9 protein-coding genes and 1 pseudogene are annotated in these 13,867 nt (G+C 51.0%); 3 read left to right on the top strand and 7 right to left on the bottom strand.

Translation table 11 applies throughout. The annotated features are described in order from the left end of the window. Positions 1-134 precede the first annotated feature (134 nt). Genes QYE47_RS08335 through QYE47_RS08340 form a run of 3 tightly spaced genes read left to right on the top strand, consistent with a single transcriptional unit; the run spans position 135 to position 3,524 of the window. Positions 135-1,232, top strand: a complete 1,098-nt coding sequence (locus QYE47_RS08335; RefSeq protein ID WP_081343567.1) for an ABC-three component system protein — start codon at positions 135-137, stop codon at positions 1,230-1,232. Continuing rightward, positions 1,225-1,710 (top strand): ABC-three component system middle component 2, encoded by a 486-nt coding sequence (locus QYE47_RS27280; RefSeq protein WP_070383417.1) that lies wholly within the window; start codon positions 1,225-1,227, stop codon positions 1,708-1,710. The genes QYE47_RS08335 and QYE47_RS27280 overlap by 8 nt, the downstream gene beginning before the upstream one ends. Then, positions 1,710-3,524: a hypothetical protein gene (locus tag QYE47_RS08340; RefSeq protein ID WP_070383418.1), complete on the top strand. Its 1,815-nt coding sequence runs from the start codon at positions 1,710-1,712 to the stop codon at positions 3,522-3,524. Before QYE47_RS27280 ends, QYE47_RS08340 begins: the two co-directional genes overlap by 1 nt. A gap of 460 nt (positions 3,525-3,984) precedes the next feature. Here the strand turns inward: QYE47_RS08340 and QYE47_RS08345 are convergent. From QYE47_RS08345 to QYE47_RS08375, 7 genes and pseudogenes are all read right to left on the bottom strand, one after another. Beyond that, a pseudogene (locus tag QYE47_RS08345) lies at positions 3,985-5,517 on the bottom strand (IS66 family transposase). A gap of 18 nt (positions 5,518-5,535) precedes the next feature. Then, entirely contained in the window at positions 5,536-5,787 is a 252-nt protein-coding gene (gene tnpB, locus QYE47_RS08350) for an IS66 family insertion sequence element accessory protein TnpB (protein WP_237141839.1), read from the bottom strand. A gap of 394 nt (positions 5,788-6,181) precedes the next feature. After that, complete coding sequence (locus tag QYE47_RS08355; RefSeq protein ID WP_070383420.1) at positions 6,182-6,826, bottom strand: hypothetical protein; 645 nt, start codon at positions 6,824-6,826, stop codon at positions 6,182-6,184. Then, positions 6,757-7,392, bottom strand: coding sequence for a hypothetical protein (locus QYE47_RS08360; RefSeq protein ID WP_155766693.1), 636 nt, complete (start codon positions 7,390-7,392; stop codon positions 6,757-6,759). Before QYE47_RS08360 ends, QYE47_RS08355 begins: the two co-directional genes overlap by 70 nt. 253 nt (positions 7,393-7,645) lie before the next feature. Further along, positions 7,646-8,773, bottom strand: a complete 1,128-nt coding sequence (locus tag QYE47_RS08365) for a hypothetical protein (RefSeq protein ID WP_155766694.1) — start codon at positions 8,771-8,773, stop codon at positions 7,646-7,648. Between the two features lie 386 nt (positions 8,774-9,159). Next, the gene (locus QYE47_RS08370) at positions 9,160-11,055 is read right to left on the bottom strand and encodes a UvrD-helicase domain-containing protein (RefSeq protein ID WP_070383422.1); all 1,896 of its coding nucleotides are present in this window, start codon (positions 11,053-11,055) and stop codon (positions 9,160-9,162) included. Further along, on the bottom strand, positions 11,052-13,010 hold the full coding sequence (locus QYE47_RS08375) for an ATP-dependent endonuclease (RefSeq protein ID WP_070383423.1): 1,959 nt from the start codon (positions 13,008-13,010) through the stop codon (positions 11,052-11,054). The genes QYE47_RS08370 and QYE47_RS08375 overlap by 4 nt, the downstream gene beginning before the upstream one ends. Positions 13,011-13,867: the final 857 nt, after the last annotated feature.

A 13,867-nucleotide genomic window follows, 5' to 3' on the forward strand; every position in this document is an offset into this window, starting at 1 on the left:
TGGCAATGGACGAAACAGTGGCATTCTGCTAGCGTCGATCTACCCCCAGCACGGACGTTTCAGGGGCCGGGGAGTGAAACCATCGGCACCTCGGACACCCAAGGGCCACTGCTCCAACATGGCAGGCGAGCATTGTGATTTCGGACATCGATTTACAAGAAATTATCCCAAGGGAACGGACGTCCTCTGCATCCGCGATGCATATAGTAAGTGGTATTCCGATACCAAAACCCCAACGCGTTCGGAGCTTCAGCCCAGAAGAATGGGAGGAGTTTGTTGAGGAGTGGGGAAGTAGCCTCAAGACTGAATACAGTAAAGTCCGACGCTTCGGCGGTTCAGGTGACTTGGGTGTGGACATTGCAGGCTTCTGCTCTCCGGAGGGTTTTAAAGGCATCTGGGATAATTTTCAATGCAAACGGTATGGTCACCCGCTCCGACCTAGTGATATCTGGGTGGAAATTGGGAAGATAATTTATTATTCATTCAAAGAGTACTATGTTCCCCCGCGCAGGCATTATTTTGCGGGGTCTCAAGACATCGGCACCACCTTAGAGCAGCTGCTGAATAATCCTGAAGAATTGCAGTTTAAGGCAGAGGAGAATTGGAGTCAAAACTGTAAGAGTGGAATAACGTCGACCACGGAAATACCTCTATCGGGCGAATTACTCCATTACTTTCAGGAATTCGATTTCTCCATATTTTCTTCAAAATCTGTTGTTGAATTAATAGAGGGCCATAGCCGTACCCAGTTTCATTCTGTGAGGTTTGGTGGTGGTCTTCCATTCAGACCTGACTCATTGAAACCTCCGGAAGTTCCGGCAGGCAGTGAAAGTCGGTATATTCGGCAAATATTTGATGCTTATGGGAATTATCTGGGTAAGGCTATATCCGGTGAGGCTGATCTAGACTCTCATGGCGCACTCAAGAGAGATTATCTGCGGCAAAGAGAGAGGTTTTATCACGCCGAGTCCCTAAGGAATTTTGCAAGAGATACAGTTCCCGAGGGTACCTTCGCAGCTTTGCAAGATGAAATATATTATGGGGTTGTCGATGTTTGTGAGGATGACCACGCAGACGGATTTGCACGAATGAAGGCCACTATTACCCATTCTTCAACTATTGCTGCTTCAGCAAATGCCCTGGCCTCGGCTTTCAAAACCCAAGATCGTCAAGGCATATGCCATCAACTGGCAAATGATGACCGGTTAGCGTGGGTGCCTGAAAATGAGTGAGCCAATAGTAGAGAGTCCTTTTAATGGGCCTCTAGAAACCGGCGTGCGGTCTTTAGCTATCCTGACGGCGGCCTTTCCGATGGCGATGGATCTACAACGTTTAGTAGAGATGGACTATTTAGTGGTGCATTCTGAAGATGCGAAGGGGCCAAGTAGTCTACACGCACCATTGCCGTTGCGAGCCGGTGAACTTCTTGTGCGTAGAGGATTGATAGAGTCGGGGTTGAAGCTGATGGTTAGGCGTGGGTTGTTGAGTCGGATTGCGTCATATGATGGCTTCAGTTACATCGCTACAGACTCCGCTCAGCCTTTCGTATCCTCACTCACGTCGAACTATTCGATTAAGTTGTTGGAAAGGGCTAGGTGGGCGTATGAGACTTATGGAAGCACACCTACTGAAGAAGTTCGGAAAGTTACTCATCGGATATTCAAGTGGACCAGCGAGTTCCAGGTTTTTGAACAGAGGGGCGTTGAATAATGAGTGAGTGTGGTTTTCAATTGCGGCGTGTTCAATTCTCCGGTCCAAGTGGTGAGCGATATATAGACTTATTTGATGGCCTTAACGTAATTTGTGGCTCGTCAGATACAGGTAAATCCTATCTGGCTGAGACAATCGATTATATGCTAGGTGGTTCCGAGCTCAGGAAAATTGATGAGTTAGATGGATATGATCGGATAACTTTGTCTTTGGAGTCTGGCTCCGGCGAAGAATGGCGTTTGGAGCGCGCGCTAAATGGCGGAGGCTTCAAACTGACCGGGGGCGATCAGGACGAATCTACGGTTCTAAAGGCTACTCACTCTCACGGAGCTACAGACAATCTTTCGGGGTTCCTACTAGACAAGCTTGGGCTGCTCGGCAAGAAAGTTTTGAAAAGCAGTGCGAAATCTACGTTGCAGAGTCTCGGGTTCCGAAATATTGCAAGGTTAGTCATTGTACAAGAAGAAGAGATTGCTACTAAAGGATCGCCGTTTTGGAGTGGTCAATTCACTACGAAGACCTCTGAGTTAGCTACGGTTAAATTGCTTGTGACCGGGATGGATGACTCGGCAATCAATGCCCCGATAGTTAAAGTGGTCGATAATTCAGGAAAAATTGACCTGCTCGATGATTTGATATCCGAGTTGGTCGATGACGTAGGTGATAGCAAGCGCGAAGAGCTTGAAGCGCAGCTTGAAAAAATCGGTGTTACGTTAGAGCGATACCGGAAATCAATTGCCCTTAATGAGGAATTGGTTTCTGAACTCATGGATCGACGTCAAAATAACGTATCTCAGCGGCAGTTAGTTTCTGAGCGAGTTGATGAAATCGCTGACCTTTTCACACGATTTGACCTCCTGCGTGACCATTATGACGTCGACCTTGAACGCTTAGAGGCCATTAAAGAAAGTGGCTCCATGCTGATCTATGTGGATGAAGTGGACTGCCCTATGTGCGGTGCTGCACCTTGTAATCAGCATCTCGAAGATGACGATGAAGTAGATCTGCGCTCGGCTGTGCTGGCAGTCGCTGCTGAAATCGCAAAAATTGAACAACTCAAGAATGATCTAGTTAGAACTATTGATGAACTAAAAAATGAAAGTGAGGAACTTTCCAAGGTCTACTTAACTCTGCAGAAAGAGTATGCTGAGATTGAGGTCTCACTAAAGGAGGCGCTTTCTCCACGTAAAGATGAAGAAAAGATCAGCTATGAAGACTTGATCGAGTTGCGACAAGGTGTGTCGAAGAAAATTAGTGGTTTTGAGCGTATCGAAAAACTGACTCAGCGTAAGTTTTCGCTTGAAAAAGAAGGGGGGCCGCCTGGTGGCAAGACAACTGCCGTTGTCAGTATCCCCGACACCATTGGTAATTCTTTATCAGACAAGATCTCCTCAATTCTGAATGATTGGAACTTTCCTGGTGAGTGTAAAGTGGTGTTTGATAAGGGGGCGAGCGATTTTATTATCGATGGTAAACCTAGGGGGAGTCGCGGAAAAGGGTTGCGATCCATTACGCATGCTGCGGTTAGTCTTGGATTGCTTGAGTACGCGCAAGAAAATTCTCTGCCCCACCCTGGTTTCCTTGTGCTTGATTCTCCGCTTCTTGCTTATTTTGCACCGGAAGGTGATGATGATTTACTTCTGAGAGGAAGTGATTTAAAAGAAAGATTTTATGAGTACTTAATTCATCATCATGGAAGCGGTAGCCAGATAGTAATAATCGAAAACCAACACCCACCAGAGGAAGCTTTATCAAATGTGCATCTGACCGTATTCACCAATAATCCACATGAGGGCAGGGCGGGGCTTTTGTAGGCCCATAAGAAGTGACAAGAGCCACTTTCGTATTTTCCTCGGGTTTTTCCGGATCTTGATTAAGTTGTCTTGCTTAACATTGTATCGATCAGGCAAGATCTAGACTAATTTAAATGCCGCTCATTAAGAGATGCCTTCCGCTGAACAGTGCCGATCCGTTGCGAGCGCCTGCTTCGGGTCGTTTTCTGCCGTTCCTCATCTAGCATTTGACGCGGGTGTTCGTAGCTCTCACTGAACCCTTTGCAAGTCCCGATTCGATTCCACTGAAAGCCATAACTAGCTGATTTTTTATAGATACCCTATGAGGTACACCAAAAAATCCACCAAATTCCAGCCCCGCGAAAACCGGGCCCTCACGGCCAACAACCGTCCGTCTGTCTCCGGCACCAATCATAGTGGCCAAGGGCGATTTTTCGTAAGCGCTCCATGAACCCCACCTAACCAAAGATGGGCAGCGCACCTAGCTGTGTATTTGAGGTGTGCAATTCCATGGCAGTAGCGCTTCGTAGTCTTCCACTGAGCACGCCTGCGGCAGGCGTTCCAGTGCGTGGCGCAGCCACGCATAGGGTTCTTGGCCGCTGGCTTTGGCCGTTTCTACCAAGCTGTAAAGTTGTGCGCTGGCAGTGGCACCTTTGGGCGTGTCACTGAACAACTAGTTCTTTCTCCCGATGACAAACGGGCGGATCGCACGCTCGGCCGCGTTGTTGTCCATCGGCAAGTAGCCGTGCTCGACGTAGCGTTCCAATTTGCTCCAGTTGCTGGCCAAGTAACCGATGGCCTTGCCCAAGGCATTCTGCGTCGTGACCTGAGGTTGCGTTTTCTCTACCCAGTTTTTCAGCTGAGTCAGCAATGGCAGGCTGCGCTCCATGCGGGCAACCTTACGAACTTCGTCGTCACTGTCCTTCAAGTCGCGCTCGACGCCATAGAGCTTATTGATCAGATTCAATGCGATGTCAGCGCGTCCTGTTTTGCCCTTGGGCTGTACTTTCTGCGCTTCGACGAACTTGCGGCGCGCGTGCGCCCAGCAGCCCAATCGCTTCAGCTCGTCCTGTGCGGCCAGCGCGTTGTAACCGGCGTAGTCGTCGGTCATGACATAGCCGCGATAGCCGTCCAGCAGGCGCACCGGCACCTCCTGCGCTCGGCTGGTGGCGTAGTCGAAAAGGACCACCGGGCGATCAGGTGGGCCGCCGGTTTGTACCCACATCCAGGATTGGCTGCTGGGCTCACGCCCCGGCTCTTTCAACACCTGCACACGTGTTTCATCACAGTGGATGATCCGACTGTTCAACAGGCTTTCGCGCATCAGATTCAGCAGCGGCTGAAAGTGCTCGCTGCATTGAATCACCCAGCGTGCCAGGGTTTGGCGCGGGATATCGATACCGTGACGCCCCAGCACTTTTTCGAAGCGGTGAAGCGGCAAGCCGTCTACGTATTTGGTGGTCAGCAGCATGGCCAGCACACTCGGGCTGGCCATGCTTTTCTCGATCATCTGGGCGGGCTTGTCCGCCGTCACGGGCGCTGACTCGCAGTCCCGGCAGCCGTACACCTTGCGAACATGTTTGATGACGCGAATCTGCATCGGGACGATTTCAAGCTGTTCGCTGACTTCTTCACCGATGGCATGTTTACGGCAGCCACAAGCGCAGGTCAGTTCATGCTCGGGCAGTTCGTGGACAACTTCGATACGCGGCAAATCAACTGGCAGCGGCTTGCGCTTGCCACGGCGTTTGGTCGGCGCAACGACTTCTTCGTCGTCAGCCTCATCCAAGGGCTCGGCCAGGCTTTCCGCTTCGTCGAAGAGTGGCAACTGTGGTGTCGCCGCATCGCCAGTCTGCTCGGTCTTGCGCCCGAACAAGCGCTGGCGCAACAGCGCAACTTCCTCTTCGAGATGAACGATCTTGCCCTTGTCGGACGCGCGCTCGTTGATCATCTGCTCAAGCAGTTGCTTGAGCAGAACAGGATCGTCAGGGAGGTTTTCGGGCATGGAAATCATGCCGCGGATTATACCGAATCAGGCGACGTATCGAGGCGTCAAAACCTGATGCGGACGGTTGCGCCAGAGGTCGAAGCCATCGAGCAGCCAGTTCAGTTCCTGAACGGTCAGGACAATGGCGACGTCAGTCGGATCAGGTGAAGTTTTGAACCGTTCGGACTCCAGGCGTTTGAGCCAGAGGCAGAAGCCGTTGCGTTCCCAATACAGGATCTTCACGCGGTTGCGCGGCTTGTTGAGGAAGACGAAAAGCACTGGATCGAACACCGCCACCTTGATATCGAGTTCGACCGCGCGGCCGGGCCATCGATGGATTTTCGAAAGTCGACGGGCTTGGGGTAGAGGTACACTTTTTCGACTTTGGCGTCGGGTCGCATCATGGTCGGCGAGCTCCAGAAAGAAATCGGGAGCACAGCATCGGGGATCAGGTAAGCGCTTTGAATGTGGGGTTCATGGAGCGCTTACGAAACAGCCCGCAGATGCGGGCTGTTTGTTTCGGCGGTGGTTACTATTTCGTTACATATTGATCCAGTAAAAAAGCGATTTTGCTAAACTAACGAATGTTAAAATCAGGTCGATACCTGCCGCTCATGAATGGCCGTTTTCGACCTAGTCTATCCTTCACCACGGATAGCTGGCGGCCAAAAGTAGCCGCTGGTTTATTCTTTCAAACTTTTGGCTCGAGTCGGCTTCTTGACAGATCTCTGCGGGTCGCTTTGTCGAGTTTTTCTATGAACACTCTCGGTGTCCAACCCCTCAGTACTCCGTCCAAAAGATACTCATCAAGTAAGTCGAGTCCGATGTCGGCAGAACCCTCGATCAGCTTGCCGCCCGCGATACCAGCAATAGCGGCGGCTGGGCCACCAATTAAAGCTCCTATGCCCATTCCAACGCCAGCCATCGAAAGGGTCTTGGCCATCTTACCGGGTCCGGTTTGTAGAAACCCTTGCGGTTTCAGAATCGCCTCGTAGTAGGCCTTGATAAGTTCCTGGTAGTCCAGGTCAGTATCAATACCGGCAAGCCAGGCTCTAAATTTCTTTGCGTAACCTTTGTTTCGCATACGGAGAAGTTTATCGAAAGGGTTGGTGCAGTTGTGGTACATGGACTTAAGGTCGGGCACACCTTCGATGTCTAAGATTTGACAGTAATTGCTTAGAGCAATATTTGCCGATTTGAGCCTGCTGTTCGAAGTTAGCAAAAGGTCGTGATATTCTGTCTTTGAAACCGAGCTTAATCTGTTTTCTAGTAGGTAAATATACTCGAGGATGTTTTCGGTGTGTTTGGCAAGGTCGCCATAAAGTTTATTAGGCACGTTTCGGTAGGGTACTTTTTTGAGTCAAGTCCATAGATATCTAGTCGCGAGCTGTTATAAGCTGAAGTTGTGAGTTCTACGGCGCGATGGGGGAGATGATCTTCCGTAACTTTATACTTGTCGCGCAGTTTTTTAACTAGTGATCTGCGCTTTTGACGCTTCATGGGGATTTTTAGCCATTGCAATCCAAGTTCCAATGACTCTTCAGGGTCAGAGTGCGCAGAGCTAGAGGTATTTCCAGAGGCGAGGGGGTCAATGCCGGAGATCGGATCCACCATAAAAGTTATCATCGGCCTCCATAGAACAAATTCTAGCGCATCCTGCTCGACAAGTTCTTCGAAAGATTTTTCGCCCATAATGCCTATTAAATAGGCAAGAGGGATATTTTCTCCATAAACCTTGAACATTGTCTTGTCAAATAGCATCAAATTCTCGAAGATCGACGCGTCAACACTTTTTTGTCGTGGAGTGAAGGCGACTAAATCCTGTTTGGAAACTGGTGTGTTTCCTACTAAATACTTTCGGCAAAACTCATTGAGATCACAGTAAAATGCGTTAATGGACATCCAGCAAACTCGCAGCGCGAGCCTCCGACCAGCCAAAAGACATATCATAGCGATTTTTCAGCATAGCGTTGTGATCGATGATGTTGGATTGTAGTTTCCCGCGCTAAGTGGAGATCCGCTTAAGATCTGCTTATCACCTGAACGCCAGCGTAGCCTACGGCTGTTACAACGGAGCTCAACTGGCTGCTTTGGGTCGGCTATCGCCGGTTACGGCAGGCCAAAAGCAGCCACTGATGCGGTCCCCGCTAGCAACCTAAAAAAGGTGGCTCAGACCCAGGAGCGGGTAACTCCCTTGCCGGTTTTCGAAGATATAGGTTCTGCTTTGCTCGGTTTCGGAGGATTCGGTTAGGGTCGTCACAGCTGGCGCACTGACGAACACGATGGCGGCAAGGTGAGCATGTGCAGGATTCTGCAGAAGCTTTGTTGCCCTTGTCGCCAGCCAGTTGCTCTCATCTTCGGCAAGTGCTTCAAGACTCTCGCCAGAATGGCGCTCAATCCTAATTACCAGGCACCCTGGACGCTTGCCAGTCAACTGTTTGCGGATGGCCTTCTTTGCTAAATCGTTCATGGCCGACTCAAGCTTACTGGGCACCACACTTTGAACGCGAATAGCAAGGTATCCGGCCTCGCCCAGGTCCTTGATCACTTGATGAGCGGGCTCATACCCGAGCATTTGATTTGAATAATCAAGTAGATGTTCATGCTCCAGCCCTTCCTCAAGAGGCCTTAGGTCCAGCGCCTGGAGGTGAATTGAGCAAACCCCGTCAAGAGATTGATCCTCACGCTTTATGGCTCCGGCAACTTCTGCCGCAATTGCCACTTGCGTAGCGACATCTCTGGGGATGGTACTCTGAAAGACTAGCGAGATTGCATAGAGAAAACGCCCTTGAAAAGGCAATGCTGGTTCTATCTTGGGAAACAGGCGATTAATAAAGGCGTAAGCGATATCCCGAGCTATCGGTTCTCCCTTGTCAGATGAAAGAGTCTTGCATTCAATCTCAACAGATCCAACGCCTGGCACATCAGCAAGTAAGTCAAATGTATCATCGCCTTGATGTTCATCAGTCCAGGTGATCGAACATCCCTGCCTGAAGAGGTGGGTCGCCATCCCTAGCTCGAAACGAATACCACGCATGTCGTCTGGATTGCTAAGAGCTCCTTTGATACGTCCGCGGAACATTCGTGCATTGTCAGGTGGCGCTGTATCGTGGATATCTAGTATCTGGCATATGAAGATCATTGCCTGTTTGACGGCCTCCCAAGATTCACTATCGACTTGCTCCAGGCCATAGGCGTCGAAAGCAGCAAGGCCGTAGGCCACAATATTAACCTGCCAGAGCCAGGGCTTTGAAATAGGATTTTCGTTCACCTGGTGTTGCAAGCTCGCCACCCTTTTTAGCCATGGCTTGTCGGGGAACAGAGTTATAAGCCTTCGGTAAAGCTCGGGAAATTCGTGATCTCGTAGATCTGTTCTCATCACTGCTAAACTCGGCTGTGGAACAAACTTCAGTCTGCCACAAAATTAACCGTCCCAGATATTGTAAGCATCGCCTATGGCAGGATTGGGTCGTTTTCTGCCTGTATCGACAGGCAGAAAACGGCTATCAGCGACGGGCAGCAATCGGCCAAGAGCTACCATTCATGGACTGATTCCAGGCGCGGCTCCTTTTGATACAAGCCCAACACTATCTTCAAGGTAGACCCAAGGCTTGTGAGCCAGTATTTAAGCGACTTATAGTATGCGCTCGAGGGTTCACCGCTCAACATTCAGCGAATCTCGATTTCTTCCACACCTGCGTCGGTTAACAGTTGATACAACTCGGAAACACGATCACGATTGCCTCTGCCTGCGCAGAAAAGGAAGATTGCTCGCTGCTTAGCTCTCGAAAGCGCAACGAAAAATGTTGCTATGCCTTCCGGATTTCGTGGCGTGTGACTCCACCATGATTGATCGTCGAGTCCGATGAAAAATACGGTGTCGAACTCGAGCCCCTTGCTCTTGTGTACAGTCATCATTGAAATGTCATGCGCACCTATGAACCGATCGATACAGCTCGGCCAAGTCTCAGTCTCAGAGGCAGCCTGTTGGAGGTGTAGTGAAAATGCCTCTACCATGATTTCGAGAAGGTCATTGCGGGTATATGCAGCGTAGGTGCTCGATATAGACCCAACATCCAAGAACGCAAAAATACGATCCGAAATATCCGATGCCAATTCTGCCGTAGGCACGCGATGACGGATATGTTGTCCGAGTGCATCAAGAAAGTCCTGAATATCCCGATCAACTCGGTATCGTCGCACTTCGTCGTCTTCGTCGACTCCACGAATAGCACAAACAGCCGAGAAAAAAGTCGACCATGCCGCCGCATTACGTTGACCACTAGCCAACCTTAACGCCGCCAGAGCTATGGCGGCAGCCTCATCGACCATTAAGTCTTGGACATTTGTTCGGCCTATAGTCTTGCTCTCGTTTCGGATGCTCAATCCTACTTCGTTAAATACTGGCTGAAGTTCTTCCTCGAACTGATCTGGGCGCTGACGCACTAGGAGCACATAGTCGCCAGGTTTCTTCTGACGTGCTGCCATGTCCGCCGCTATCCATTGTGCCAGCCTCTGCCCCTCTACAGCCGTCGAGCGAGATCTCCATACCTGGACTACATCTCTATCCAACTGGCCCTCAGTCTGTGACTGTATCTGTGGAGATTCCGGATCCAGGGCCTGCGCAACGAAATGTTGAACGCGCACTAGCTCTGGTGAGGATCTGAAGTTAAAAAGCAGGTTCACCCGCTGCGCTGCAAAATCTACCTCAAATTGCTCAAAGGCATCATTACGCGCTCCGGCCCATCCCATGATCCTCTGCTTGTGGTCTCCTACAGCTGTGACTACTGTGTCCGCTTGACCAAAAGTGGAGAGTAAAAAATCGTATTGGGCAAAAGATGTGTCCTGGAACTCGTCTACGAATACGTAGGGATAGGTCATACGTAGAGCACGAGCAATCTTGGGATTCGCTCGGATGATCAGCTCGGCAAGCCGATTCAACGTTACGAACGACAGCCTGGACACATCAGCGCCGAATAACTGTTGCCGTAGCCACTGATAGATCGCTAGCTGTTCCGGTGTATTGGGTTGTTGGAGCGCATTTGCTTCTAGGCGACTACCACCTATCGTCTCTGATTCAAATCGCTCAACGGATAACTGTGCAATCCTTGCTTGCCACTCTGGCCGTGCCATGAATTGAATACGATTCAACTCATCCTGTACGAGTCGCCGGTTAGGGAAGCTAATCTCATAAGGGCGGGAGGGACGCCAATGCTCTGGAATCGCAGCTTGAAAGCGATCAACAAGGCTTTTGGTGAACGCGTCAAATGTCAGAGAGCTAAATCGCGCAGCCAGTTGAGGTGGGCACCGCTTGCGAACACGAGCTGCGAGATTGGCAGCCGCATCAGTTTTGAATGAGATAGCGAGAATCTGCTGTGGTGCTATGCACAGCCCGGTCTCCAAAAGGTAAGCCGCACGCTGCGCCAAAAATTCAGACTTTCCGGCGCCAGGACCTGCGACCACAGATGTTGACTCCATACGACGCAGGGCTGTCCAGGCACTAGGCTCCAGACTCGGTATGCCGCGTGGTTGCCATTCGTCGAGAGGTACGGGTCTCCAGTTCATTGCTGCTCAACCTGCTCTAAAGTAGTGCGAACTCTTGTCAACAGCCGTCGTAATGGCTCTGGCACCCCTGCCACTAAATCTTCGGGTGATATTTGGCTCAAAATTCTTACGTGTGTGGTGGGCTTGCCACGTCCTAAGAAAAGATACCGGTACCATCTCAGGTTGTCGTCTTCAGCTGTTGCATAAAAGGTTGGTGAGCCTTCTGCGCCGAGCACCGCGTCCCGGGGCTCCCCAGCTTGGGCTGGTCCACGCATTCCATGCTCAAGGACCCGATAATCTTCGGGGTAGGCTTTGAGCATTGTGTAATCCAAGTCTAGGGGGTCTGAAAAAAATACTTGAAACTGCTCGAGCCAGCTTGTCCATTGGCGCAGAGTTGCAAGGTCATCAGCGGGATGGTTCGCTATTGCGATTATATTTCTAGCCGGACCATCAGCATGTAAAGTATCTCCGAAGAGCCGCTGCGGCGTGACGCCGGAGCTCAGCAGTTGTTCACACGTAGTTTTAATACGGCCGAAGCCTCCACCGCTGCGTCCCCAGTCCAGATCAAGCAATGTCGCATACGGTACTTGGAGACTAGCTAGTAGTCTCCATAGATGATTTACGTGGCGACCACCTAGCGGTACCACCGCAACGAATGACCTATCGATTGGGAAGCCCATTGCTTTAGCCAGCATGGGCAGTACCACTTCCTCCGTAGCCCCTTCACCAAGTAGCACATAGCGTGCGAAATACAGTTCCGGGTATGCTCGGACAGCCTCTCGAACAAACTTGGAAGCCTCTTCATCGCCAATAGGAAGACTGATTTGACGTACTTCCGTGTAGCGGAATTCCAGGTTCAACCGGAAGTGTCGCACGCTAGAAGGCTCTATCCGCGCAAGGATGCTTGGCGAGTGGCTCGATACCAACGCTTGAGCGTTTGACACCGCAGCGACTTCTTCGATCTGATTGATGATGCGAGACAGATAGAACGGAGCCAGGTTGTTTTCCGGTTCTTCAAGCGCGACGATGGTTAGCGCAGGTAAAGCGATACCAGCACCAGCGAAGCCTGCTGGAGCATTGTTACCTGCAAGTCTCGCCTCAATGTCCAGCGTTGCCGAGACCATTGCCATATGGAACAGCGAGCGCTGGCCGTCGCTTAGATCCTCTAATGCACGGTCTTGTCCGTCTTCGGCGGGGAGAAAAACTACTTGGACGCGTTTGATGAATTCTTGCCAACGGGTGTCTACTGGCCGGAAAGACGGCGTTGTATGTGTGCCTGCTGAATGGAGCTGCCGCCAGCGCCGGGTGACTGCGGAGCTAATGCTATCTACAGCAACCTCGGCAGAAAACGCTTGGTTCACGGCAACGCCAGCGTCGGTCAACGAATCCTTAACCTGCTCTGACCAATTGATTGCGCGCCAAAGACGGCCGCGTATAAAAGCAGTGACTTGGGAAGCGCCGTCTCGCGTTGCCGGTATGTAGATGAGCTGAACTCGCGAGCGATCGGAGCCACGAAGCTGGTGGAGGTCACTTTCTTCGAAGTCACCGAAGGTCTGAACGGCGCAGTAGGACTCTTCGATCGCACCATCCAAGGTGCCGTCGTCCGTCCATGTTGCGTGCAGCCTCAAACGGACCTTTAGATTACCGTTTTCCTCGGCCGCCATGTTCTTGAAAAACGCTGGTACGGCAGGATTTTCCGCGTCGGTATCGAGCTCTGGAAATGCAAGGATCGCCTCAATCACCAAAGTACGAGCCGCAGGTCGTTCCGTTTCGTTAAAGGGAATATGAAAGTCTTGCTTGCTCAATCGTCGTTGCTCAGAGGTGACACCAAACAACCGCTGTAAGGCTTGCATCACTGCAGTCTTACCCGTGCCGTTATCGCCTACAAACGCTACAAGACTTGGCCCTAAAGCAACAGTGGTCTGCTGAGGGCCAAAACAGCGAAAATTCACCAAACTAAGACGCTCAATATGCATGCGATCTTCCTGACAGCAGGTTCATGAGTGCGGCCTCATGCAGTGACTAGAGAGAGGCTGCCGTGCTTTCGAGCAGCACAAGCGTAGCACCCCGCAGCGATCCCGAAAATGATCAGTCTTGAGTCACGTAGACACATTTCCCAAAGACTGCTTTTGGTCGATAGCAAAAATTCGTGAAGGGCCGCTATGGTGCAAAAGCGGAAGCTGAAGTTACACATGTACAGTTGTTACACCTACAGAGTAAAACGACTGAATTTGAGTGTGTGGCAGTTAAAGTCCTTTAAAATCAGTGTGTTGGTGTCTGTGGTTACACCCATTACACCTGTTACACCGCTTTAAGTTCGGAGTGATCTAGCCACCCCGTGCCCCTATCCGATTGAGCCTTCAGCGACAGAGGCAATCCTCGCCCTCCAAATGCTAGAGCCAGCCGGGGACCCTGACGGACGGGGTGCGATACGGGGCTGGAAACCCGCGCCTTTTTGTTAGCGGCTGGGTTGGCAGCTTAGTGAACTGGTTCACCAGGTGAACTGGAGTGAACTGTGCATCATTTTGGACATGGACGTAGCTGGCCAGGTATGTTCATTTTCGTCCAGCTACCACAGGCGTCTCGGAATGCGTGGAGGCTTTGATCTAAAAATGATGGCAAGGAGAGGTAATGGAGTCTGCTCGGGATAGGGTGACATTCGAGCCTGTAGATGCTGAAGATCTGTGGCTTCTAGCAGAGGTCGATAAGAATGGCTACATCTGCCGTGGGTGTGAACTGACGGTGTACCCAGCGTCTTACCTGAAGTCGAATTTGCAGCGACCACATTTTCGAACACCCCGCGGCCAGCAGCATTTGCAGGGCTGCGATATCG

The sequence above is a fragment of the Pseudomonas sp. 2,4-D genome, from assembly GCF_030418155.1.
Classification (GTDB): domain Bacteria; phylum Pseudomonadota; class Gammaproteobacteria; order Pseudomonadales; family Pseudomonadaceae; genus Aquipseudomonas; species Aquipseudomonas alloputida.

Coding starts and splice junctions, on each gene's coding strand:
- QYE47_RS27280 (WP_070383417.1), top strand. CDS start 1,225: ATGAGTGAGCCAATAGTAGAGAGTCCTTTTAATGGGCCTCTAGAAACC.
- QYE47_RS08375 (WP_070383423.1), bottom strand. CDS start 13,010: ATGCATATTGAGCGTCTTAGTTTGGTGAATTTTCGCTGTTTTGGCCCT.
- QYE47_RS08370 (WP_070383422.1), bottom strand. CDS start 11,055: ATGAACTGGAGACCCGTACCTCTCGACGAATGGCAACCACGCGGCATA.
- QYE47_RS08360 (WP_155766693.1), bottom strand. CDS start 7,392: ATGTCCATTAACGCATTTTACTGTGATCTCAATGAGTTTTGCCGAAAG.
- QYE47_RS08340 (WP_070383418.1), top strand. CDS start 1,710: ATGAGTGAGTGTGGTTTTCAATTGCGGCGTGTTCAATTCTCCGGTCCA.